Below are 22,362 nucleotides of genomic sequence, written 5' to 3'. Positions count from 1 at the left end.
TAAAATTATTGATTTGAAAAAAAAAGGAACTCAAAAGAGTTCCTTCGTTTTATAAATAATAATGATTAATCTTCGTCGTCTTCATCATCTTCGTCATCGGCGATATCGTCTGGGTCTCTGTCATCATCATCGTCATCACCTCCATCAGCGTCAGGTTTGTCTAGATTGTCATCTTCATCATCATCGTCAGCAGCATCATCGTCAAGATCAAGACCTTTTACTGGTTCGATTGTATCAACATCAAGATCGATATCATCATCTTCGTCATAATTTTCAATTCTGTCAGCAAGTTTAGTACTAATTTTTACTAAATAAATAGTGTCTTCGGTACGTACTTCAACAGCTTCTACTAATTCGTTTTTAGCGTTTCTAAAACGGATAACATCCGAATCATCATAACCATCAGGAAATTTTTCAACCAAAAGATTTAAAATTTCGTTTGTCAGTTTGGCGTAGTCTACTATAACTCTTTTCATAAAAATATCCTATAAATCTAATAAATATGCAAAAATTAGCGGCGCAACAATTGTAGCATCCGATTCGATAATAAATTTAGGGGTTTTGATATCTAATTTACCCCAAGTGATTTTCTCATTTGGAACAGCTCCTGAATATGATCCGTAACTAGTTGTCGAATCAGAAATTTGGCAGAAATAACTCCAGAACGGAACATCGTGCATTTCCATATCTTGATAAAGCATTGGTACAACACAAATAGGGAAGTCACCAGCAATACCACCACCAATTTGGAAAAATCCGATACCATTTTCACTGTTTTTTGAATACCAATCAGCTAAGAAAGTCATGTACTCAATACCAGATTTCATTGTTGAAGCTTTTAAATCGCCTTTAATAACATATGATGCAAAAATATTTCCCATTGTGCTATCTTCCCATCCTGGAACGATAATTGGAAGATTTTTCTCCGCAGCTGCATACATCCAGCTGTCTTTTAAATCAATTTCGTAGTATTCTTCAAGAACTCCAGACAATAACATTTTGTACATGAATTCGTGAGGGAAGTAACGTTCTCCTTTGTCATCTGCATCTTTCCAAATTTTGTAGATATGTTTTTGCAAACGTCTGAAAGCCTCATGCTCAGGAATACAAGTGTCTGTAACACGGTTTAATCCTCTTTCAAGCAGCGCCCATTCATCTTCTGGTGTCAAATCACGGTAGTTAGGAACTCTTTCGTAGTGCGAGTGAGCTACTAAATTCATGATGTCTTCTTCTAGATTGGCTCCAGTACATGAAATAATTTGTACTTTATCTTGTCGAATTATTTCTGCAAAAATTTTACCAATTTCAGCTGTACTCATAGCCCCAGCCATACTTACAAGCATTTTTGCGCCGTTAGCCAGCTGCTGCTCATATTCTTTAGCCGCGTCTACAAGAGAAGCAGAGTTAAAGTGTAAATAATGTTTTTCAATAAACTGACTGATTGGTCCTTTCATTTCCTTTTTTTTTGTTTTTGTTTGAATTAAAAGCTTTTAACCTTTTACGATCTTACTGCAAATTAATAAATTTAAAGTAATTAACTTTTTAATTTGCGTTATTTTTATATTTTTTTCTTGTAGCCTAATATCTTTAAAACATCGTCAGAAGTTTGTTGTTCTGAGAAAACTTCTGTTGCAAGAATCCCGTTTTCATCACGATCAATTAAAATATGTTTTGGCTGTGGAATCAAGCAGTGGTGTAGACCGCCGTAACCTCCAATTGTTTCCTGATACGCACCCGTATTAAAGAAACCTATATACAATGGCTTTTCTTTGTTGTATTTAGGCAGATAAATGGCGTTCATGTTTTGTTCTGAGTTGTAATAATCGTCACTATCACAAGTCAGTCCGCCTAACAGAACCCGTTCGTATGTATCATTCCAGCGGTTGATTGCCAGCATAATAAAACGTTTATTTATCGCCCAAGTATCTGGCAAAGTAGTAATGAATGATGAATCGATCATATTCCATTTTTCTCTATCATTTTGTTGTTTTTGATACAAAATCTGATAGATTGCACCGCCACTTTCACCTACTGTAAACGAACCAAATTCTGTAAAGATATTTGGAACATCAACTTCGGCTTCCTCACAAGCAATTTTAATTTGATTGATAATTTCATCAATCATGTATTGATAATCATATTCAAAAGCAAGCGAGTTCTTAATTGGGAAACCACCTCCAATGTTCAAGCCATCAAGAGTAGGGCATTCTTTTTTAAGCGCAATGTAAACTTTAATACATTTTACAAGCTCATTCCAGTAATATGATGTATCGTTGATTCCGGTATTGATGAAAAAGTGAAGCATTTTTAGCTCCAGTTTATCATTTTCCTGAATTTGTTTTTTATAGAACGAAACAATATTTTTATAACCAATTCCTAATCTTGAAGTATAAAACTCAAATTTAGGTTCTTCCTCAGCAGCGATTCGGATTCCAATTTTGAATTTTCCTTTGATTTCTCCTTGAAGCAAATCAAGCTCTTCATAATTATCAATAATCGGAATTGTGTTTTTATGTCCGTTATTGATTAATCGCGCAATATTGCTAATATATTCGTCTCTTTTGAAACCATTGCAGATAACATAAGTACTTTTGTTGATTTTTCCGTTTTCAAGCAAATTTTCAACAATATTTACGTCAAATGCTGACGAAGTCTCGATATGAATGTTATTCTTGAAAGCTTCATTCATAATATATTCAAAATGAGAGCTTTTTGTACAATAACAATAGTAATACTTTGCTTCGTACTTGTTTTTTTCCATCGCTTTTCTGAACCAAGATTTTGCCTTGTTGATGTTTTCAGAAATTTGAGGCAAATAAGTAAACTTCAACGGTGTTCCGTATTGCTCAACAAGCTTCATCAAATCGATGTTATGAAACTGAAGATTGTCTTTGTTTAGCTTAAATTCCTCCTGTGGAAAATAGTATGTTTGGTTTATTAGATCAGAATATTTTGTATTCATTTAATTTTCAATATTTTAATTTGTATTTAAATTTAGTAAAAACGGTGCTAAATCTGAAATTCAAACTCTAATATTGGCAAAAATAATCGGCAGTTTTTCGTGCTCGGCTTTTGAACATAAGAAAACATCAAAACAAAACGGACTTTTACTATTATAAAAACGATCCAGCATTCTTAATAAAGAACTGTTGAGTCTGTTTCTATAAGAGCTGAAATGTCTTTGTTTTCTGTTTGTTTTCATCGAGGCAAATGTAAAAAATAATATATACCTAAAGCAATCCTTTTGATTAAAAAATATTTAAGATTTATAATCTTGAAACGCTTCTAGAATTAATTTATTTTCAACCGATTGGTTAATTTTTATTTTTCCGATGCCTTCAATCAGTGCAAACTGAATCAAGCCGTATTCATTTTTTTTGTCGTGAATCAGCAATTCCAATATCGGATCGATGTCGTCTTCTTCAATAATTACATCGTCGTAAATGCTTTTTATAGCCGATTTGATTTCGGAATATTCAGTAGCAGTAATAAGACCTTTTTGTAATGAAATATAGCTTTCGAGAATCATTCCAATGGCAATTGCCTCGCCATGCAGTAATGTTGTTTTTGTTTCGCTTTCTAAAAAATGCCCTTCAATAGCATGTCCTAAAGTATGTCCAAAATTCAAGGCTTTACGAATATTTTTTTCAGTAGGATCTTGAATTACGATATCATTTTTAATCTCAACCGAACGGTAAATAAGTTCGTCAAGTCCGTTATAATCTATTGATTGAATGTCTAAAAATTGTTTCCAATACGCAGCATCATATATAAGGCCGTGTTTTAGCATTTCTGCCAAACCTGAGCGCATTTCAGCTTGCGATAAAGTTTGAAGATATTCTGTATCAATCAAAACCATTTGAGGCACGTTGATTACACCAATTTGGTTTTTTAGATTTCCTAAATCAACTCCTGTTTTTCCTCCAACAGAAGCATCGACCATAGATAATAAAGTGGTTGGGATATTGATGAAATCCATACCTCTTTTAAAGGTAGAAGCTACGAATCCGCCTAAATCGGTTACAACACCACCGCCTAGATTAATTACAAGCGATTTTCTGTCGGCTCCAAGTTCTGTAAGTACATTCCAGATTTGAATACAAGTTTCGATGTTTTTGTTTTCTTCACCCGATTCAAATTCAATGATTTCAATGTTTAAATCGGTTTCAATTTGAGGCAAAAGTTTTGAAAGACAATATTCATTTGTTTTATCATCTACAATAATAAATAGACTTGAATACTTATTCTCTTTTAAATGTTTATTTAAAGCTTCGTATGCATTTTGGTTAAAATGAACTAAATAATTATTTGCTTGAATAGATTTCATACTTCTTGGGTTAATTGACCGCAAAAATAAGGCTTTTTAAGCTAAATAATATTCAAACTTTAGTCCTAATTTGTTTAAAAACGAATGATTCTAAATTGGTTTTTGCTGAAGCGACTTTCTTAATTTCCAGATTTTGAATAATTTTAAAAAGCATCGGTAAAAAATTACTTCATAATTTAGAATTTTGATTGCTTGTATTGATAATTTGAAAAAATATCATACGATTTCGTAAATAATATTCAAAACACTCTATATCTTTGCATAAAAACTAAACTTAATGGAAAAAATATTCGATAACACTCAAGTAGCATTTTCGCTAAAAAGTGATACAGAACTAGATAGAGCTTACTTTCTTTTTAAAATGATTGACAGTGAGCCTCTTGTAAGAATTGGAACTGCTGTAACTAATTTTGCTCTAAAAGCGCACCTTCCGGTAGAAGGCTTGATTCGTGCTACTGTTTTTGATCATTTTTGTGGTGGTGTAAATGAGAATGATTGTCTTTCGGTTGTAGACAAAATGTTTACTAAAGGTGTTTCATCTGTATTAGATTATTCAGTTGAAGGAAAAGAGGAAGAGGAGCAATTTGATGCCGCTCTTGAAATGACTTTGAGAACTATTGATTTTGCAAAAGAACGTCTTGCGATTCCGTTTGCGGTTTTCAAGCCAACTGGTTTAGGACGTTTTGAATTGTATGAGAAATTAGGAGAAAAACAAACTTTAACTCCTGCAGAACAAGCAGAATGGGATCGAGTAGTGGCTCGTTTTGACCAAGTTTGTGGTGAAGCGCACAAAAAAGATGTGGCTTTATTAATTGATGGTGAAGAGAGCTGGATGCAGGATGCTGCCGATGATTTAGTAACGGATATGATGCGTAAATACAATAAAGAAAAAGCGATTGTATTTAATACTTTACAGATGTACCGTTGGGATCGTTTGGATTACTTGAAAAAATTGCACGAAATTGCTAAAAATGAAGGTTTCTTTATTGGAATGAAGCTTGTTCGTGGTGCATACATGGAAAAAGAAAACAAGCGTGCTGAAGAAAAAGGCTATGTTTCGCCAATTTGTGTTTCTAAAGAAGCTACAGATGTAAATTATGATGCTGCCGTTCAATACATGTTAGAGCATTTAGAAACTATGGCAATTTTTGCTGGAACGCATAATGAATTGAGCTCTTATAAATTAATGGAAATGATGGCTCAAAAAGGAATCGCTAAAAATGATAGCAGAATCTGGTTTGGTCAATTATACGGAATGAGTGACAATATCAGTTATAATTTAGCTGAAAACGGTTATAATGACGCTAAATACCTGCCTTTTGGGCCTGTTAAAGATGTTATGCCGTATTTGATTCGCCGCGCTGAAGAAAATACTTCGGTTGCTGGACAAACCAGCCGTGAATTATCTATGATTAAAGCAGAACGCAAACGTAGAAAAGGAAAATAGAATAATTATTAATTGTTAATTATTAATTGTTAATTATTAATTGTTAATTATTAATTGTTAATTATTAATTATTAATTGTTAATTATTAATTGATAATTGATAATTGTTTACCCAAAAAAAGCTCCAATTTTCATTGGAGCTTTTTTTATTGGATTTGAAAATCTTTGTCTAAACTGGACTGAAGTCCAGCTCTACAATATCGTTCGTTCCTTCGGAACTTTTAGAGAGCCTTTGGCTCGGTTTGTTGTGTTTATACAATAAATTATAAACCCGACAGGTTTTTAAAACCTGTCGGGTTTACTTTATAATTAGAATTTGGAATTTCTAAATTGAAATTTAATTAAGAATTGCTAAACTGAAGATTGCTTAAGTTTTTATAAATTCCGTTTTCAAGGTTTATTAATTCTTGATGCGTTCCTTCTTCAGAGATTTTTCCGTTGTCTAAAACTAAAATTTTGTCGGCGTTTCTAATCGTTGAAAGACGGTGAGCAATGATAATGCTTGTTCTTCCTTCCATTAAAACCTCTAAAGCTTCCTGAACTAGTTTTTCGCTTTCGCTGTCTAAAGACGATGTAGCTTCATCTAAAATCAAAATACTTGGATTTTTAAGCAACGCTCTCGCAATCGCAATACGCTGACGTTGTCCGCCAGATAATTTAACACCACGTTCTCCAACTAATGTTTCAAATTTTTCTGGGAAACCTTCAATGAAATTAAAAGCATTTGCTTGTTTTGCAGCTGCCATGATTTCTTCGTCAGAAGCATCTGGTTTTCCGTAAGCGATATTTTCTCTGATAGTTCCGCCAAATAAAATTACATCCTGAGGTACAATACTCATATTGCCACGTAAGTTTTCTAAATCGTAATCATGAATATTTTTTCCGTCCACTAAAATTTCTCCTGATGTAATGTCATAAAAACGCAATAATAAAGATGAAATTGTCGATTTCCCAGCACCACTAGGTCCAACAATAGCAATTTTTTGACCGAATTCAGCTGAGAAATTCACATCCTTTAAAACCTGAACTTCTTTCCTTGAAGGATAATGGAACGCAACATTTTTGAACGTAACATTTCCTTTTATTTTCTCAATTGAATGTGTTTTTGCATTTGCATTGATCGCTTCTGGAGTTTCTTCTAAAAGTTCAAAAACGCGTTCTGTTGCTCCAACTGCTTTCTGGATTTGAGCATACATCTCGGCAATACCACCAAAAGAAGCACCAATAAAAGTAGTGTAAAGTACAAACGAAATCAAATCACCAACGCCTTCAACTTCGCCTCTAATCGTCAAAGTGATTCCGTACCAAACAACCGCTACGACACATCCAAAAAGACATAAAATGATAAACGAAGCAAAATAACCTCTATATTGTCCACCTTTTATGGCGATTTTTACAATTTCTCTGATTTTGTTTTTATAGCGCTGGATTTCGTACCATTCATTGGCGAAAGCCTTAACATTACTGATTCCTTGCAATGTTTCTTCAACGATTACCTGGCTTTCGGCAACTTTATCCTGTGTTTTCTTACCGTATTTACGAATAAATCTTCCAAATATTACTGCAGCAACTGCAACGACGGGAACAATAGCCAACATCATTAAAGTCAATTTTGGACTGATACTTCCTAAAATCACAAATCCGCCAATAATTAAGATGAATTGACGAAGAAATTCGGCGATTGTTGTGGTGAAAGTGTCTTGTAATTGCGAAATATCAGCAGAAATTCGACTATTTAATTCACCTACACGTTTTTGAGAATAGAAAGACATTGGCAGTTTTACCAAGTTTTCATATAAAGCAAAACGAATATTGGACAATGAGTTTTCGGTAAAATTCACGAAAAGTGAAATTCTGAAAAAAGAGAAAATTGCCTGTAAAGTCAAAATTCCCATTAAGGCAAGAGCAATTTCATTGGCTTTGCCAAGATCTTTATTCGTTACGCAATCTACCAGCATTCCCATTAACTTAGGAAAGGCAAGGGCAGTGGCGCTGGTTAATAAAAGAAAAATCAAGCCAAGGAAAAATTTCCATTTGTGGTTCTTGGCATATTTAAAAATTCGGAGTGCTTTTTGAAGTGAGTTAGAGTCTAATTTAGCTTTCGGTAAATCGTTTTCTTGAAATCTAGCCATTTGAATATACAATTAAGGTAGCGCAAAGGTATGATTATAGCAAGTGAATACAAAAGAATATTGTGAATTCGCCTTTCAGTTTTTTATTTTTAACTAATTTTAAGAAAACTGGGATTTTTTTTAGTTTTTTAATTCATTGAAAAATAGCTTTCTAAATATTATATTGAAATTTTATTTCACTTTTTTTCGAAAAATGCTTGCAAATACAAAATCTAGCTGTATATTTGCACTCGCAATCACGAAATGATAGCAACCTAGTAAAATAGGGCGATTAGCTCAGCTGGTTCAGAGCACCTCGTTTACACCGAGGGGGTCGGGGGTTCGAACCCCTCATCGCCCACAAAATTCCAAAAACTCCAAAGTCTTATGATTTTGGAGTTTTTTGCTTTATACACTTTTATGAATTTTATAGTTTATATTTTATTTAGCGAAAGCAAGAATAAATTCTATATTGGATTTACTTCTAATTTAGAAGAAAGACTGGTTCGTCACAATCAAAAAAGTAAAGGTTTTACGGGAAATACTGATGATTGGAAAATAGTTTATACTGAAAAATATGAAACTAAAGAATTAGCTTATAAAAGAGAATTACAAATTAAGTCTTGGAAAAGCAGAATTAAGATCCAAAAATTAATTCAAAGTAAAGATTAGATCAGCTGGTTCAGAACATTCCGATTTTTCATCGGAAGTGTTCGGGGGTTCGAACCTTCCGATGAAAAATCGGAACAAGCTCTCATCGCCCACAAAATTCCAAAAACTCCAAAGTCTTATGATTTTGGAGTTTTTTGCTTTATACACTTTTATGAATTTTTTAGTTATATTTTATTTAGCGAAAGCAAAGATAAATTCCATATTGGATTTACTTCTAATTTAGAAGAAAGACTACTTTATTATAAAAACCAAAGATTCATTGGAAACGCAAATAATTGGAAAGTAGTTTAACATTAAAAGTTACACAACCCCAGTTTTTTCAATTAAAAACTTTTACTAGCATTAAGTTTTGCAAAGAATTAATGTACTTTTGGTTTAACCAAAATCCTAAAAGTAAAATATGAAAAAAATTATTGTAAGTATGTTTGTTGTAAGTCAATGTTTTAATGTACATGGACAATCGATTGATAAAATTATTACCAACAAGGAAGTGTCTCGTATAGAGAAAATACTTTCGGCTGACGATATGCAAGGTAGGAGAACTTTTACTCCTGGTATTGAGAAAGCATCAGCATTTATTGAATCAGAGTTTAAAGCAATTGGTTTGAAAACTTTCAGTGGAGCATCAAATTACAGACAAGAGTTTTCTATGACGGCCTCAAAAGCTGTTTCTTCAAAAATCATTATTGATGGTAAAGAAATAAATAATAATCAAGTTGTAACATTCTCATACCTTCCTCAAGTTTCTTTGACTGAGAAAAGCGATATTTCTATTGTAAAAATCAATAAGGGAGATAACATTGGCCAGAAATTTAATGAGTATTACAAAAGTTCAAAAAATCTTTTGGTACTAGTTGACCCTTCATTCAATACTGTTTTACCAAATATTCAGCATATTGATCGAGTAAACGCAAATCCTGGAAACAATACAATTATGTTTGTTTTTGGCACTACAGAAGCGACTACTTTTTCGGTTGAATTAACGAATACAATCTCTAAAAAAGCATTAAATAATATGGTTGGAATATTACCTGGAAAAACGAAACCAAATGAGTACGTAATTTTTTCAGGACATTATGATCATTTAGGTGTAGGCTCTCCCGAAGAAGGTGCTCCGCATCCTGCAACAGATTCGATTTATAACGGTGCTAATGATGATGCCGCTGGATCAACAGCGGTAATTATGCTTGCTAAATATTTTAAAAAACAAAATAACAACGAGCGCACTATTATTTTTACCACATTTGTAGCTGAAGAGTTAGGTGGTTATGGAGCTAAATATTTTTCTAAGCAGCTTGACCCAGAAAAAGTGATTGCGATGTTTAATATTGAAATGATTGGAACAGAATCTAAATGGGGCAAAAACTCTGCTTACATTACAGGTTTCGAGAAATCGAATATGGGGCAGATTTTACAAACTAATTTAAAAGGAACAAATTTTGCGTTTTACGCAGATCCGTATCCAGATCAACAATTATTTTACCGCTCAGACAATGCTACGTTAGCTAGGCTTGGAGTTCCTGCTCATACTATTTCTACTTCAAAAATGGATAATGAGTTAACCTATCATACAGCTGATGATGAATTTGAGACATTGGATATTGAGAATATGACTCAAATAATAAAATCAATCGCAATAAGTTCGTCTTCGATAATTAGCGGAAAAGATACGCCAACAAGAGTAAATGCGACTCAATTGAAATAATATATAAAATGGTTTGCAAGAATCATAAATTTCCGAAAACTCCAAAGTCATTTGATTTTGGAGTTTTTTTATTGCAGTATTTGAAAATCTACATTGTTAAAAAGCTTATTTTGAAATTTTAAAGTCTTAATAAGTAAAAAAAGCATTTGAGCCAGTATTAGTTTTGCAATTCAAAATTAAAACACTGATACTATGATAGATATAAATACTCCCGATTCTTTATTAGTAAAGAAATATATTGATGGCAACGAAGCTGCCCTTTCTAAATTGATTAAAAGACACGAATCCAGAATATATGGTTTTATTTATTCGAAGATCAAAGACAAAGACATTACAAATGATATTTTTCAAGACACTTTTGTAAAAGTTATCAAAACACTTAAAAGCAATTCATACAAAGAAGAAGAAAAGTTTATTTCGTGGGTTTTGAGGATTTCTCATAATTTGACAGTTGATCATTTTCGCAGAAAAAAGCGCATGCCTTTGCAAAGAGAGACTGAAAATTTCCCCATTTTTTCTATTATGTCAGACAACGCTCTCACTGTTGAAAGTCAGATAATTTTAGATCAGATTGAAGTCGATTTCAAAAAATTAGTTGAAGAACTTGTTGATGATCAAAAAGAGATCGTAATCATGAGAATATATCGAAATATGAGTTTCAAGGAAATAGCCGAAGAAAAAGAAATCAGTATAAATACAGCTCTGGGAAGAATGCGTTACGCAATCAATAATTTGAGAAAAATTATAGATCGAAATCAAATTATTTTGAACTAATTATCCTTTGATTCATTTAGAATGACTAAATAACTATTTCTCTCCATAAATAATCCAAGCGCTAGAATCAATTATGACGTTTCCATCTGGAAATTTTTGATTAACAGCGGCATAAGTTTCTGCCTTGATTTTTTCTTTCATTTCTTCGCTTGCTGTGTTAAGCGCTGCTACTATAGGAGCTGCAACTTCTGTCTGCATTCCCCAATAAGCATCGACGGTTTTGCAGTTCAATTTTCCTGAGATTTCAGTTTGTGTAATATTTTTCAATCCGACCTCAGAAAATAATTCTGAAATAAAACCATCTTTTGCGCAACGAAACATTCCTGGCGAACCTGCTGGTGGCGGAGAAAGTTGCAAGTTTTTATTAATCGTTCCCATTGTTGCGGTAACCCAAAAGTTCTTTTCTGGCACGTTCCATACTGCGGTTGCAATTTTTCCGCCTGGTTTAAGAACCCGAACCATTTCTTTGGCTGCTAATTTCATATCCGGAAAAAACATAAATCCGAAGCGGCAACTAATGGCGTCAAATGTATTGTCTTTAAAAGGAAGTTCGCTCACATCGCAAGTCAACGTATCGATATTTTCAATACCTCTCGTCATTGCGTTTTCTCGTGCTATTTTCAGCATGTCATCAGCAAGATCGGTGAGCATCACTTTTCCACCAGTTAATTTCGTAGCAATTGTCAAGGCTGGTTCTCCCGTTCCAGATGCAATATCAAGAATAAAATCATTGTTTTTCGGGTTAATTAGCCGAATTATTTCATCGCCCATTGGTTTTAAAAAATCCATTACAAGGTCATCCCATTTTTTCCAGCCTCCAGAAAATTTGTTCCAAGACTGCTTTTGCTGCTCGCGAATTTGCTCAAGATGTGGTTCCATTTCCTTCTATTTTAATAGTTATACTTACTTTTTCTGCTAAAGTTAGAAGAGGGGCGTACCGGTTTATTTAACCAATTTAAAAGAAGTTTTTTATTGGTAAAAGTGATGCTTTTTTAACATACGAATATAAGAAATTTTAAAACATAAATATTTGATTTTCAATTTATTAATTCGCTACTCAATAATTAAAAACAAAGCTTTTGAGCTATAAATCCCTGAAACCAAATGATTTTATTAGCTTTGAAAATCAAAAGCTTAAACCAAACAAAATGAAATGGATCACCAGAGAACGCCCAAAAATTGACCGAATTGCATGTCCGTGGCTCATAAAAAAGTTTGTCGATAGCCAAGCTGAATTCATTTACGTTCCATTTGATGAAGTTATAGAGAAAGCTAAAGAATTGAGCGCCATTCCGTTTGATATTCCAGATGTGGAATTTACGCATTATGATGACCAAAGCACATTTGATTACATTGTAAAAAAATATGAAATCACAGATCCTGCAATTTCAATTATTGCCGGAATTGTGCGCGGCGCAGATACGGATCGACATGATATTGCCAAAGAATCGGCGGGGCTTTGGGCGATTTCAGCCGGACTTTCGTATAATATAACAGACGATTATAAACTCCTTGAAACAGGAATGATTTTGTATGATGCCTTGTACAGCTGGGCAGCGCATCTTTACAAACAAAAACATTTGCAAAACAGTCCTTTTGAAAATCTCCTGCATGAAGTTTACACTAAGTTTTTAAAAGATAAAAAATCTGGAACTAAAACGCCTGCTTGGGTAAAGGATTTAAAAGAAATAATTCAAGACCAGATTGATGCTCAATTTGCTTTTGATCTGAAGAAAATTTCAAGCGAATTAGATTTGAATCCGTCATATTTGTCGCGAGAATTTTCGAAACATTTTGAAGATTTGAATTTTGGAGAATACGTAAGGAAACTGCGAATCGAAAAGGCAATTAACCTTATTTCGAATTCGTCACATTCCTTAACCGAAATTGCGTACATGACAGGATTTTCAGATCAAAGTCATTTTACCAGAATTTTTAAAGCACATACAGGGAAAAACCCTTCATCTTACAGAAAAAGGAGCCAAAAAAGTAATCCAGATACAAAAGGTAAATAAGGTTCTATTTTTAGCATTTAACACGTTTTAGTTTTGCAGAAATAACTAAAACTAAAAAAATGTTTTTCAAATCAAGCTTTTTATTTGCCCTATTACTTTTGAGTATTAAAGTTTCATCTCAAACAACATATCCAAAAATAACGGGCTATTTTGGTATTATGCATCCCATTGTTACTTTCAGCAGTGACGAAACTTCGGTAAATTTCAGGGATTATTATGCAGTAGGTTTTCCAACTGGAATCAACATTTGGAAGAATGAAAAAATTGGATTTTCTTTTGAAATGGTTCCAAATATAAAAGACGATAACGGAACAAGCAAAGTAACTAATTTATTATTTCATCCGGGTGTTTTGGTTGCATTAGGAAATGGCTACACATTTGCAGGACGAGCGGCTTTTGAGTCTGGCGGAAGATACGGTTTTACCCCAGTTTTCAATAAACGTTTTTATAAGACAAATAGTTGCAGTTACTATGCTGCAGTGCCTTTGCCGGTTCGTTTTGGCAATGATCATCCATGTACTTTTACGATAGGTTTTCAGTTTGGGATTGCTTTTTAATATCAAAATTTGAAATTATATTTTGTTGAATTAATCATAAAAAAACTCCAGAATTTTAATAGATTCTGGAGTTTTTGTTTGGATACATTTTGTTGATTTATGCAGGCTCCCAAAGCTCGATTTTATTGCCATCAGCATCCATAATATGCACAAATTTGCCATAATCGTATGTTGCAATATCATCTAAAACTGTTACACCATTTTCTTTAAGCTGGTTGATTAAACCTTCTATATTTTGAACCCTGTAATTAATCATGAATTCTTTTTTTGAAGGCGAAAAATAAGCATCATTTTTTTTGAAAGGACTCCATTGAAGCGCTTCTTTCAAATCGGAATTATCAATATTTCTTGATTCAAATGTTGAACCCCATTCATTGACTTCAATTCCTAAATTTTTCGCGTACCAATCTCTTGTTTCCTTCGGATTTTCGGTAAAAAAGAAAATACCGCCAATACCAGTAACTTTTGGCACTATATTGTCTTGCTGTTTATTTGAATCTTCCATATTTTTTGGTTTTTAAAATTTAAATATACTAAAAATATCGCTGAAGATTATAACTCAAAGCAATCTTAAATTGATGTGATCAATGCGTTGATCTCTGTAAATTAATTAGATGCAAATGAATTATAAAAATAAAAATCATGAAAATACTATATATTTTTACCGTCATATAACTGATATCGAATTTTCAAAAGGCGGAAAAATTTTGAAGAATAAAAACAATAATGTCAATTGATTTTCGTTTTTAATAGCTCTGAACTTCTTTATTTTCCTAGCTTTTACAGTGGATTCCGAGTATAAACTTTTTACAACTGTGTAAAGTTTATACATTCCTATTTTGTGTAAAAACCGCTAAACTCCTCATTATCAATTTTACTATACTTGTGGCACGGCGCTTGTAAAAATGCTTGTATTCAAATTTAAAAGCCATTTTACAATTAAAGCAATAGCCTCGATGAAAAGCGAAACCATTATTTCAGAACAATTTTATTCTTCAGATAAAACTTTAAATAGAAAAGAACAAGCAACAAAAGGATCAAATTTTCTTTCTAAAATCCAATTATTCAAACAAAACGCGCAAAAAACCGCGACGCCATTAGGTTCTTTAGTACTTGGTGGGACATTTTTATTAATGTTTGGTGGCGCCTTTGTGGTTTATAACCTTCAATCCGACTTTGATCAATTTCAAATTGAAAGAATAAATTCAAGCTGGGGATTTCCGTTCCTGATTTTAGCGACGGCTTTATTCTTTTTTCAAACAGGAACATTTTTGTACAATTTGTATCTCTATTTTAATTACAAACCAATTGAATCCGTTTCAGATGAATTACTGCCAACATGCACCGTAATTGTTCCTGCCTATAATGAGGGAAAATTAGTTTGGGAAACTTTAATAAGTCTTGCTGACAGTGATTTTCCCGAACAAAAAATGCAAATTCTTGCCATTGACGATGGAAGTAAAGACGATACTTGGTACTGGATGCAACAGGCAAAAATTAAACTTGGAGACCGTTTGTCAATTTATCAACAGCCTGAAAATAAAGGAAAACGCCATGCTTTACATCGTGGTTTTGAACTTGGAACAGGCGAAATTTTTGTAACGGTTGACAGTGATTCTATTGTTAAAAAAGATACTTTAAGAAATCTTGTAAGTCCGTTTGTTGTTGACGAAAAATGCGGTGCAGTTGCGGGAAATGTTCATGTCTTAAACAATAAAAAAGCTTTATTGCCAAAAATGCTGAATGTTAGTTTCGTAATGAGTTTTGAATTTATGCGTTCTGCAGAAAGCATGTTGGGTTCTGTTTTGTGCACGCCTGGTGCTGCTGCAGCTTATAAAAGAGACGCCGTTCTTGAATGTCTTCCAGAATGGATAAATCAAACATTTATGGGCCAGCCATCAGACATTGGCGAAGATCGAGCAATGACAAACATGATTTTAAAACAAGGATTTCATGTTTTGTTCCAAAGAAATGCTTACGTTCTTACAAACGTTCCAGAAGAATACAAAGGCTTATATAAAATGTTTATTAGATGGGGCAGAAGCAATGTCCGCGAGAACATTATGATGGCGCAATATGTTTTTAAAGATTTTAGAAATGAGTCAAAATTTGGCGCAAGACTATTGTTTTTAAATCAGTCTTTTAAAATAGTAATGGCGTATCCGTTCTTGCTTTTTATGCTGTTTTTTATTGCTGTTCATCCGGTTTTGTTTTTCAGTTCGACGCTTTTAAGCATTTTGATTGTCTCCACCTTTTCAGTATTATTTTATGCTAAAAGATACAGTTTTACTGATGCTTTTTGGGCATATTCATACAGTATATTTTATACTTTCAGTTTGTTTTGGATAACACCTTACGCAATTGCAACTGCCAATAAAAAAGGCTGGTTGACACGCGGATTATCTTAATATATAAAACACAAAACCCATCAATACTGGCGGGTTTTGTGTTTTTAGTTAAAGTGTTGCTTTAATCTAATCCTGCGAATTTGAAAGACGCCATTGCCTGAAAACTTTCATAACTCTTAGAATTTTTAATTAAAAAAGCTTTTCTAATTCGTGTTTCCATTAAATAAAAAACTCCTAAAATTCGAGAGAAATTAGGAGTTGATATTTTTTATGTGGTTATGTGCTTATTTGTATTGAAACAAACTTAAATCTTTTTAAGTTTTAATTTCATTTCTTTAGCCTCTAAAATCAGTTCATCTTTTGTAATTGTGCTTACACAAGGCCATGGTGTGCCTGTTTCATCTTTAATTACCAAACTTTTTCCCTGTTTTGTTAAGGCATAAGTACCATCTGTTATTTCTCTTTGTAAAAATCCTGTTACATGACCATCTTCAGTAAACGTCAATTGACCGTTAGCAAGTATTACACTTTTTAATGAATCTGAAAGTGGTGTTTGGTTGCCTTCAACCGAAGTCACTTTCCAAGAACTTACTAACTCATTTCTTTTTGCCATGGTGCATGAAAGAACTAAAACTGCTGATAATAAAATTCCGAAGATAAATAATTTAGATTTTTTCATAATGCTGTGATTAAAAATTAGACATGAAAAGTTACAAAAAAAATCAATAGTTAAAATATTTATAATCAAATATTTAAAATACCAGAATTTAAAGACCAAAAAAACAGCTTGAATCGCCGTATTTCATAACAAATTGAAGATAAGCAGACTATAAAAAAATCATTTATAAAGTAAAAACTAATCTGCAATCTTTATATTTGAGATTCTATTTTCAACTCAAATTATGTCATTATTTAAAAAATATATTTTCTTTTTTATCGCTTTTATGCTCTTTAGTTGCAGTTCAAAAAAAAATGTTTTGGATAAAGTTTTAGCTTCTGATAATGAGAAAATAAAAGAAGTCGTGAAAAATTCTAAGCAATATGAACTTCAAATCATTTACACTCAAATCATTCGGAACAAAGGAACTGTTGCTTTTAAAGATTACACGTATCATTTAGACGCATCAAATTATTATTATCCTGCAAGTACAATAAAACTTCCTATTGCAATTTTGGCGGTTGAAAAATTAAACACAATTGCTAATACTTCTGTCAACAGCACATTTACTATCGATGGAAATCCTGATAAATTAAAATTTGCTGATGAAATCAAAAAAGTTTTTGCTGTAAGCGACAATGTTGCAAGCAGCAATTTATTTGAGTTTACAGGCTTTGATTATATTAATCAAAAAATGAAGGAGAAAGGTTTAGAGCCTTTCAAAATTAGTCACAGACTTTCTGGCGCCGAACCCGCAAATCAGCTCGTAAAAGCGGTTACGCTGTATAAAGATGATGGTTCGGTGGAAGTTTTTCCAGCAAAACTTAACGAAAAAAGCGCACCATTGGTTCTTAATAATCTCGTAAAAGGAACCGGATTTATGAAAGGTGATGTACTTGTGAGCGAACCTTTTGATTTTTCTAAGAAAAATTATTATCCGCTGGAAACACTTCATAATACTTTAAAAAGAATTGTTTTTCCTGAGGCTTTTAAAGAAAATGAACGTTTTAAAATATCCGAAAAAGACCGTGAATTCATTTTGTTTTCTATGCAGAATTTACCTAGAAATGCAGGTTATGATCCAAAGGAATATTATGACAGTTATTGTAAATTTTTCATGTTTGGCGATTCCAAAGATCCAATTCCGAATAACATAAAAATTTACAATAAAATTGGTGAAGCCTACGGCACGATGACCGAAACCGCTTATATTGTTGACACTGAAAATAAAATAGAATTCATGGTTTCAGCAACAATGTTGGTTAATAAGGACGGAATTTTTAATGATAATGTTTACGAATATGATTCGGTTTCGCTTCCATTTTTTGCAGCGCTTGGAAGAGAATTATACGCAAAATCAAAATAATTTTTGATTAAGAAATAGGTTCAAATATTTTACAATACATGGAAAGATATATCAAAGGCATTTAAAAAAGGCTCTTCACATCTTTAAACAAACATAATAGCTATGTGTTAGAAACTAGTTTCTTTTAAAATCTCTTTATGTAGATAAAATCTATGTTTCTATGTGTTTAAACACGCAACAAGATAAACGAAATTAATTTAAAGTCAATTCACCCAAAATTTCATCATACAAAAATGGCCCACCTGGATATGTTGCCGTATAATCAAGATTCATCCAGACTTGACCGCGTTCATCGATATGATAATGTATTTTTTTGCCATAACTTTCTTTGACAAAAAGCACATTTTTAATCAAGAAATTGACTTTTTCCAAATCAATTAATGAACCAATCAATATTTCAGGATAAATATGTCCTTTGGTATGAATAAGCCTTGGAGTTCCGCCAATAGCACGAATTGCCGCTGCCATTAAAATAGAATGATCGTCGCAATCACCAGAAAAATATTCTAAAGATTCGCTTGCAGTTGCAATATAATCACCTTCTTTTGGGTCATTTACGTAATTCCAACGGCTGTTTATTTCTTTAAAAACAGCAAAGCATTGAATAGTGTTTCGATAATCGGAATAGCCTCTAATTCCTTTAAAATGCTTTGTAGTAGCCATTATAGCAAAATTTCGAACTTTCGGATTTTGATATTCAATAGCATTTATAATTTTAGTTTTATTTGGAAAAGGAAGCAGTTTTGCCACAATAATATCCTGTGGAAAAGGATTATCTGACATCGTATAAATCATCGAATTATAATCTTCAGAAATTTCGCTAAAGCCATAATTTCCAATCACTGTTCCGTAAAAAAGTACCAAAAGATAAACGGCAACACATAGAATAATTATGGTTCTGAGCAACATCAGCAGGAAAAAGATGGCAGCGAAAACAAATAAAAAAATAAATACGCGATCTAAATTGAACGTCCAGTTTAAATCGCGTAGATTTTGATGGAGTATGATGAATATTGGGATCGTAATTAAAAGACTCAACAGCATAATAATAATCCTATCCCAAGGTGATTTCACCTGTAATTTGGATTTTAATCGCGGAAAGTCAATTTTGGGAAAATTCATCATAAAAAATCAAAGCAGTTTTTACAGCGCTTTTACCGTTTCAACAAAAGTACTTTTTTTATCAATAATTCCGAGATCAAATAATTGATTTTGAATTTTGATAAATGCTTTTTCATTTAAATGTTTTTGAGACCACTGTGTCAATTTCAACCATTCTTGAATATCTTCTCTTTTTTGATTAAAAAGTTCTGCTAAAGTCTTGTCAATATTTGGAATTTCGGCAAAATCTTGAGTTGTTTTATTGATGATTTCAAGAATTTTCTCAACCGTTTTTGCATTCTTTTTCAAAAATTCATCGCGTACTGTAATCACAAACGACGGCCACGGAGTAGGGCAGTCGCCCACGCGTCTAAAAATACCTTTATCAACAAGCGGTTTTGTCATAAAACGCTCCCACATAAAATAATCTGCGGTTCCGTTTGTCAAGGCTTCAACAGCACCGTCAATCGTGTTGATGATTTCAAATTTAAGATCATCAGATTCCCAACCTTGTTCTGCTGCGTTTACATACGCCATAAGCTGCGAGCCAGAACCTATTCTAGAAATCGCAACCTTTTTATTTTCGAGGTCCTTTACAGATTGATAATCTGATTTTGAGGCAACGTGAATTCCCCAAATCAAAGGAGACTGAACATAAATCTGGACAATTTTGCTCGGATTTCCATTCAAAATATCTTTAACAATTCCTTCAGTCAAAATAACCGCAATATCAGCTTCACCGTCGCGAAGCATCTGGCACATTTTGCCTGTACCTTCTGGAATATCTTTCCATTGCAAATCAATATTTTCTGCTTCAAATTCGCCATTTTCAATGCATAAATGCCATGGTAAATTGAAGTGTTCGGGAACACCTACAATGTTTACAGTTTTCATTACAGTTTGAGTTTAAGTTAAGTTTGGTATGCGTATTTTAAGTTTGTTTGTTTAGTTCTTTAATAAATCAGCTCGGTGTTTCTCAGAAAGACAAGGCTCTCCAAAATCTATAATTGAAAGATCTGCATATTCATTTAAGATATTTTTTACTATAGAATAATCAATATCAAAAATTACTTCAACAGCAAATAGAGTTTCATTCATACCTTCAGATTCGCAATTGATTTCTTTAAGTTTTTCTCTAATAATTTCTTTGTCAAAACCTTTTTCTAAAATAACAACCTGAACAATTGAGTTTCCTGAAGTTTCAATAGTTTCTCTATAAACAAGTTTCTCTTCATCTTTATCAAATTCTGCAAAGAAAATATCGTCTGTTGCAATTAAAGGTCCAAAAAAAGGAATATTATCTAATTTAAAATATCCTTTTTCTAAATCTATTATTTCTGCCCACATAGTTTCTACAACCATATCTTCTAGCAAATCACTATAATACCTAAATAGTATTTTTTTATGTGTTTCGGTTTCCTGCATTTTATGTTTTGTAATGTTTTTTAGTAGATATTAAATAATTATCTCATTTTCAAATTGGCTAATTATCTAATTTATTATTCAATTTCGCTGATTACAGCTTTTAAGGGTGATATGACAATGCGATAACCATCTGGATCCTGAATCATTTTTCCGTTTTCATTCCAAAATGGATTAGCTGCAGTTATTGTTGAGATATTCAGCTGTTCAAGCCTATGTATTAATTCGTTATAATCAGCAATTGCTTTTGGATAGAGCACAATAACATCATCTTCATCAAAAATATGTTTGGCTACAGACTCTGATTGCGTAAATTCAAAGTGCCAGTCTAAACCCGATTTTCCAATAAAAATGCCACTGTAATTATTATGGTTTTGAAATTCTCCTAATTGCTCAAAACCAAGCACATTTACATAAAAATCTTCAATTCTTTTTAAATCATTCGTGTGTCGGGCAACTCTTAAAAACATAACTTATGATTTTATTTGATTGATATGATGTTCTAAATGTTCAACATAATCGGTCATTAGAAACCTTAAATCAATTTCAGATTCATCTGCCAATATAATTTTGTAATCCAATGCTTTGTGATCAACGCTTTTCATAATTCTAACAATTTGTTTGTTTAACGCAAACCACAATTGCGTTAATTCTGCAATAGGAATTATTTGATACTGATTCAAATTAACCAATTCCATTTGGCTGTAAGGCCTGTGGTGATAAGGTTTTTCCAAATAATTAATCTCAGTAAAACGAACTAAATTATGAATAGCAGAATCAACCAAGTGTCCTAAAATTTCTTTTTTAGACCATTTCCCAGGGATTTTTGCTTCTAAAATTTCATCTTTAATTGTGGGGAAAAAATCAATATTTTCGTTTAATAATTTCTCAAATTTAAGAATCGCATTTTTCATAAATTATCTCATTTTTGAATAGACTTAATTCTCTAATTATTTTTCAGCTAATTTGTTCAATGTATACGCAATCAACTCATCAACAGCCTTATAAGGATCTTCACTAAAAGTCCCCGAAGCACGATTCGCTATTATCGCATTTAAAGATAATGCATTATGCCCTAAAAGTGCCGAAAGCCCGTATATTGCTGCCGTTTCCATCTCTAAATTAGTGATTTTATTTCCTTCAAAATCAAAATTATCCATTTTATTGTTTAATTCTTCATCTTGAATATTCAAACGCAAAACACGTCCTTGTGGTCCATAAAAACCGCCAGCTGTTGCTGTAATTCCTTTGAAAATCTTATCTGATTCGATAATTTTTTCTAAAGTTTCTGAACAAGCAATTGCATAAGGTCTTCCTTTTTTTGCATCCCAATTGGTATGTGTAATAAAAGCATCTTCAATCGTAGTATTCGAAACGTCATCAATTAAATAGGAACGAAGCATATTATCTAAACCAAGTCCGAATTTTGACATTACAAAACTATCAACAGGAATATCTGCTTGTAAAGAACCAGATGTTCCAATTCTGATGATATTCAACGAAACTAAATTCTCTTTTGGTTTGCGAGTTTCTAAATCGATATTTACCAAAGCATCAAGTTCGTTCAACACAATATCAATATTATCAGGTCCAATTCCTGTAGAAATAACCGAAATACGTTTTCCTTTGTAAATTCCGGTTTGGGTTTTGAATTCTCTTTTTTGTGTTGAAAATTCAATTTTTTCAAAAAACTGAGTAATTTTTTCAACTCTATTTTGATCGCCAACAAAAATAATATCGTGTGCAATATGTTCAGGACGAAGGTTTAAGTGATAAACACTTCCGTCTGGGTTAAGTATTAATTCTGAGTTTTGTATCATTTCTTTAAGATGCTAAGGTTCTGAGATGCTGAGATTCTAA

General features: G+C 32.5%; 23 protein-coding genes and 1 tRNA gene. 9 read left to right on the top strand and 15 right to left on the bottom strand.

The features are described 5' to 3' along the window. Positions 1–65: 65 nt before the first annotated feature. From FND99_RS01660 to aroB, 5 genes are all read right to left on the bottom strand, one after another. A complete protein-coding gene (locus FND99_RS01660) occupies positions 66–476 on the bottom strand; it encodes a DNA primase (RefSeq protein WP_144336259.1) in 411 nt (136 codons plus the stop codon). Between the two features lie 9 nt (positions 477–485). Continuing rightward, positions 486–1,454 (bottom strand): deoxyhypusine synthase family protein, encoded by a 969-nt coding sequence (locus FND99_RS01655; RefSeq protein WP_144336258.1) that lies wholly within the window; start codon positions 1,452–1,454, stop codon positions 486–488. A gap of 104 nt (positions 1,455–1,558) precedes the next feature. Continuing rightward, positions 1,559–2,962 (bottom strand): type III PLP-dependent enzyme domain-containing protein, encoded by a 1,404-nt coding sequence (locus tag FND99_RS01650; RefSeq protein ID WP_144336257.1) that lies wholly within the window; start codon positions 2,960–2,962, stop codon positions 1,559–1,561. A 60-nt stretch (positions 2,963–3,022) separates the two neighbouring features. Beyond that, positions 3,023–3,202, bottom strand: coding sequence for a hypothetical protein (locus FND99_RS01645; RefSeq protein ID WP_144336256.1), 180 nt, complete (start codon positions 3,200–3,202; stop codon positions 3,023–3,025). Positions 3,203–3,259: 57 nt separating this feature from the next. After that, the gene (gene aroB, locus FND99_RS01640) at positions 3,260–4,327 is read right to left on the bottom strand and encodes a 3-dehydroquinate synthase (protein ID WP_144336255.1); all 1,068 of its coding nucleotides are present in this window, start codon (positions 4,325–4,327) and stop codon (positions 3,260–3,262) included. A 277-nt stretch (positions 4,328–4,604) separates the two neighbouring features. Here aroB and FND99_RS01635 point away from each other — a divergent pair, with 277 nt between their 5' ends. Continuing rightward, a complete protein-coding gene (locus tag FND99_RS01635; RefSeq protein ID WP_144336254.1) occupies positions 4,605–5,774 on the top strand; it encodes a proline dehydrogenase family protein in 1,170 nt (389 codons plus the stop codon). 340 nt (positions 5,775–6,114) lie between these two features. On the opposite strand, the gene FND99_RS01630 is transcribed toward FND99_RS01635, so the two are convergent. Then, complete coding sequence (locus FND99_RS01630) at positions 6,115–7,905, bottom strand: ABC transporter ATP-binding protein (protein WP_144336253.1); 1,791 nt, start codon at positions 7,903–7,905, stop codon at positions 6,115–6,117. A gap of 265 nt (positions 7,906–8,170) precedes the next feature. Between FND99_RS01630 and FND99_RS01625 the strand changes: the two genes are divergently transcribed. The 4 genes from FND99_RS01625 to FND99_RS01610 all read left to right on the top strand — a co-directional run bounded on the left by FND99_RS01625 (position 8,171) and on the right by FND99_RS01610 (position 11,035). Further along, positions 8,171–8,245 (top strand) — tRNA-Val (locus tag FND99_RS01625). Between the two features lie 26 nt (positions 8,246–8,271). Then, the gene (locus FND99_RS01620) at positions 8,272–8,556 is read left to right on the top strand and encodes a GIY-YIG nuclease family protein (RefSeq protein WP_246074151.1); all 285 of its coding nucleotides are present in this window, start codon (positions 8,272–8,274) and stop codon (positions 8,554–8,556) included. Between the two features lie 400 nt (positions 8,557–8,956). Further along, the gene (locus FND99_RS01615) at positions 8,957–10,261 is read left to right on the top strand and encodes a M20/M25/M40 family metallo-hydrolase (protein WP_144336252.1); all 1,305 of its coding nucleotides are present in this window, start codon (positions 8,957–8,959) and stop codon (positions 10,259–10,261) included. A 192-nt stretch (positions 10,262–10,453) separates the two neighbouring features. Further along, on the top strand, positions 10,454–11,035 hold the full coding sequence (locus FND99_RS01610) for an RNA polymerase sigma factor (RefSeq protein WP_144336251.1): 582 nt from the start codon (positions 10,454–10,456) through the stop codon (positions 11,033–11,035). A 33-nt stretch (positions 11,036–11,068) separates the two neighbouring features. Here the strand turns inward: FND99_RS01610 and FND99_RS01605 are convergent, their stop codons facing one another. Further along, positions 11,069–11,914, bottom strand: coding sequence for a class I SAM-dependent methyltransferase (locus tag FND99_RS01605; RefSeq protein WP_144336250.1), 846 nt, complete (start codon positions 11,912–11,914; stop codon positions 11,069–11,071). Between the two features lie 269 nt (positions 11,915–12,183). On the opposite strand from FND99_RS01605, the gene FND99_RS01600 reads away from it, so the two are divergent. Together FND99_RS01600 and FND99_RS01595 are read left to right on the top strand one after the other, a co-directional pair. Continuing rightward, positions 12,184–13,050 (top strand): chromate resistance protein ChrB domain-containing protein, encoded by an 867-nt coding sequence (locus tag FND99_RS01600; protein WP_144336249.1) that lies wholly within the window; start codon positions 12,184–12,186, stop codon positions 13,048–13,050. A 59-nt stretch (positions 13,051–13,109) separates the two neighbouring features. Further along, positions 13,110–13,607 carry a hypothetical protein gene (locus FND99_RS01595; protein ID WP_144336248.1) on the top strand — a complete coding sequence of 166 codons (498 nt, stop codon included), beginning with the start codon at positions 13,110–13,112 and terminating at the stop codon, positions 13,605–13,607. 97 nt (positions 13,608–13,704) lie between these two features. Here the strand turns inward: FND99_RS01595 and FND99_RS01590 are convergent, their stop codons facing one another. Further along, positions 13,705–14,112 (bottom strand): VOC family protein, encoded by a 408-nt coding sequence (locus tag FND99_RS01590; RefSeq protein WP_144336247.1) that lies wholly within the window; start codon positions 14,110–14,112, stop codon positions 13,705–13,707. Between the two features lie 451 nt (positions 14,113–14,563). Between FND99_RS01590 and FND99_RS01585 the strand changes: the two genes are divergently transcribed. Continuing rightward, positions 14,564–16,015, top strand: a complete 1,452-nt coding sequence (locus FND99_RS01585) for a glycosyltransferase (RefSeq protein ID WP_144336246.1) — start codon at positions 14,564–14,566, stop codon at positions 16,013–16,015. 244 nt (positions 16,016–16,259) lie between these two features. Here FND99_RS01585 and FND99_RS01580 read toward each other — a convergent pair whose 3' ends face one another. Then, positions 16,260–16,634 (bottom strand): hypothetical protein, encoded by a 375-nt coding sequence (locus tag FND99_RS01580; protein ID WP_144336245.1) that lies wholly within the window; start codon positions 16,632–16,634, stop codon positions 16,260–16,262. Positions 16,635–16,932: 298 nt separating this feature from the next. On the opposite strand from FND99_RS01580, the gene FND99_RS01575 reads away from it, so the two are divergent. Further along, entirely contained in the window at positions 16,933–17,979 is a 1,047-nt protein-coding gene (locus FND99_RS01575) for a serine hydrolase (RefSeq protein ID WP_246074150.1), read from the top strand. Positions 17,980–18,171: 192 nt separating this feature from the next. On the opposite strand, the gene FND99_RS01570 is transcribed toward FND99_RS01575, so the two are convergent. The 6 genes from FND99_RS01570 to FND99_RS01545 all read right to left on the bottom strand — a co-directional run bounded on the left by FND99_RS01570 (position 18,172) and on the right by FND99_RS01545 (position 22,322). Beyond that, a complete protein-coding gene (locus tag FND99_RS01570) occupies positions 18,172–19,104 on the bottom strand; it encodes a transglutaminase (RefSeq protein ID WP_144336243.1) in 933 nt (310 codons plus the stop codon). Positions 19,105–19,122: 18 nt separating this feature from the next. Then, positions 19,123–19,974, bottom strand: coding sequence for a substrate-binding domain-containing protein (locus FND99_RS01565; protein WP_144336242.1), 852 nt, complete (start codon positions 19,972–19,974; stop codon positions 19,123–19,125). A 51-nt stretch (positions 19,975–20,025) separates the two neighbouring features. After that, positions 20,026–20,505: a DUF4265 domain-containing protein gene (locus FND99_RS01560; protein WP_144336241.1), complete on the bottom strand. Its 480-nt coding sequence runs from the start codon at positions 20,503–20,505 to the stop codon at positions 20,026–20,028. Positions 20,506–20,579: 74 nt separating this feature from the next. Beyond that, a complete protein-coding gene (locus FND99_RS01555) occupies positions 20,580–20,972 on the bottom strand; it encodes a VOC family protein (protein WP_144336240.1) in 393 nt (130 codons plus the stop codon). A gap of 3 nt (positions 20,973–20,975) precedes the next feature. Next, positions 20,976–21,416 (bottom strand): DinB family protein, encoded by a 441-nt coding sequence (locus FND99_RS01550; RefSeq protein WP_144336239.1) that lies wholly within the window; start codon positions 21,414–21,416, stop codon positions 20,976–20,978. A 36-nt stretch (positions 21,417–21,452) separates the two neighbouring features. After that, on the bottom strand, positions 21,453–22,322 hold the full coding sequence (locus FND99_RS01545; RefSeq protein WP_144336238.1) for a nucleoside phosphorylase: 870 nt from the start codon (positions 22,320–22,322) through the stop codon (positions 21,453–21,455). Positions 22,323–22,362 lie beyond the last annotated feature (40 nt).

Origin of the sequence: Flavobacterium daemonense, from assembly GCF_007341385.1 — a bacterium.
GTDB classification, from domain to species: domain Bacteria; phylum Bacteroidota; class Bacteroidia; order Flavobacteriales; family Flavobacteriaceae; genus Flavobacterium; species Flavobacterium daemonense.
The sequence above is the reverse complement of the archived record's forward strand: the minus strand, read 5'-3'. Positions and strand labels throughout refer to the sequence as shown.

What these genes read in the sequence shown, in the direction of transcription:
- FND99_RS01660 (WP_144336259.1), bottom strand. Translation starts at nt 476, where the DNA reads ATGAAAAGAGTTATAGTAGACTACGCCAAACTGACAAACGAAATTTTA.
- FND99_RS01655 (WP_144336258.1), bottom strand. Translation starts at nt 1,454, where the DNA reads ATGAAAGGACCAATCAGTCAGTTTATTGAAAAACATTATTTACACTTT.
- FND99_RS01650 (WP_144336257.1), bottom strand. Translation starts at nt 2,962, where the DNA reads ATGAATACAAAATATTCTGATCTAATAAACCAAACATACTATTTTCCA.
- FND99_RS01645 (WP_144336256.1), bottom strand. Translation starts at nt 3,202, where the DNA reads ATGAAAACAAACAGAAAACAAAGACATTTCAGCTCTTATAGAAACAGA.
- aroB (WP_144336255.1), bottom strand. Translation starts at nt 4,327, where the DNA reads ATGAAATCTATTCAAGCAAATAATTATTTAGTTCATTTTAACCAAAAT.
- FND99_RS01635 (WP_144336254.1), top strand. Translation starts at nt 4,605, where the DNA reads ATGGAAAAAATATTCGATAACACTCAAGTAGCATTTTCGCTAAAAAGT.
- FND99_RS01630 (WP_144336253.1), bottom strand. Translation starts at nt 7,905, where the DNA reads ATGGCTAGATTTCAAGAAAACGATTTACCGAAAGCTAAATTAGACTCT.
- FND99_RS01620 (WP_246074151.1), top strand. Translation starts at nt 8,272, where the DNA reads ATGATTTTGGAGTTTTTTGCTTTATACACTTTTATGAATTTTATAGTT.
- FND99_RS01615 (WP_144336252.1), top strand. Translation starts at nt 8,957, where the DNA reads ATGAAAAAAATTATTGTAAGTATGTTTGTTGTAAGTCAATGTTTTAAT.
- FND99_RS01610 (WP_144336251.1), top strand. Translation starts at nt 10,454, where the DNA reads ATGATAGATATAAATACTCCCGATTCTTTATTAGTAAAGAAATATATT.
- FND99_RS01605 (WP_144336250.1), bottom strand. Translation starts at nt 11,914, where the DNA reads ATGGAACCACATCTTGAGCAAATTCGCGAGCAGCAAAAGCAGTCTTGG.
- FND99_RS01600 (WP_144336249.1), top strand. Translation starts at nt 12,184, where the DNA reads ATGAAATGGATCACCAGAGAACGCCCAAAAATTGACCGAATTGCATGT.
- FND99_RS01595 (WP_144336248.1), top strand. Translation starts at nt 13,110, where the DNA reads ATGTTTTTCAAATCAAGCTTTTTATTTGCCCTATTACTTTTGAGTATT.
- FND99_RS01590 (WP_144336247.1), bottom strand. Translation starts at nt 14,112, where the DNA reads ATGGAAGATTCAAATAAACAGCAAGACAATATAGTGCCAAAAGTTACT.
- FND99_RS01585 (WP_144336246.1), top strand. Translation starts at nt 14,564, where the DNA reads ATGAAAAGCGAAACCATTATTTCAGAACAATTTTATTCTTCAGATAAA.
- FND99_RS01580 (WP_144336245.1), bottom strand. Translation starts at nt 16,634, where the DNA reads ATGAAAAAATCTAAATTATTTATCTTCGGAATTTTATTATCAGCAGTT.
- FND99_RS01570 (WP_144336243.1), bottom strand. Translation starts at nt 19,104, where the DNA reads ATGATGAATTTTCCCAAAATTGACTTTCCGCGATTAAAATCCAAATTA.
- FND99_RS01565 (WP_144336242.1), bottom strand. Translation starts at nt 19,974, where the DNA reads ATGAAAACTGTAAACATTGTAGGTGTTCCCGAACACTTCAATTTACCA.
- FND99_RS01560 (WP_144336241.1), bottom strand. Translation starts at nt 20,505, where the DNA reads ATGCAGGAAACCGAAACACATAAAAAAATACTATTTAGGTATTATAGT.
- FND99_RS01555 (WP_144336240.1), bottom strand. Translation starts at nt 20,972, where the DNA reads ATGTTTTTAAGAGTTGCCCGACACACGAATGATTTAAAAAGAATTGAA.
- FND99_RS01550 (WP_144336239.1), bottom strand. Translation starts at nt 21,416, where the DNA reads ATGAAAAATGCGATTCTTAAATTTGAGAAATTATTAAACGAAAATATT.
- FND99_RS01545 (WP_144336238.1), bottom strand. Translation starts at nt 22,322, where the DNA reads ATGATACAAAACTCAGAATTAATACTTAACCCAGACGGAAGTGTTTAT.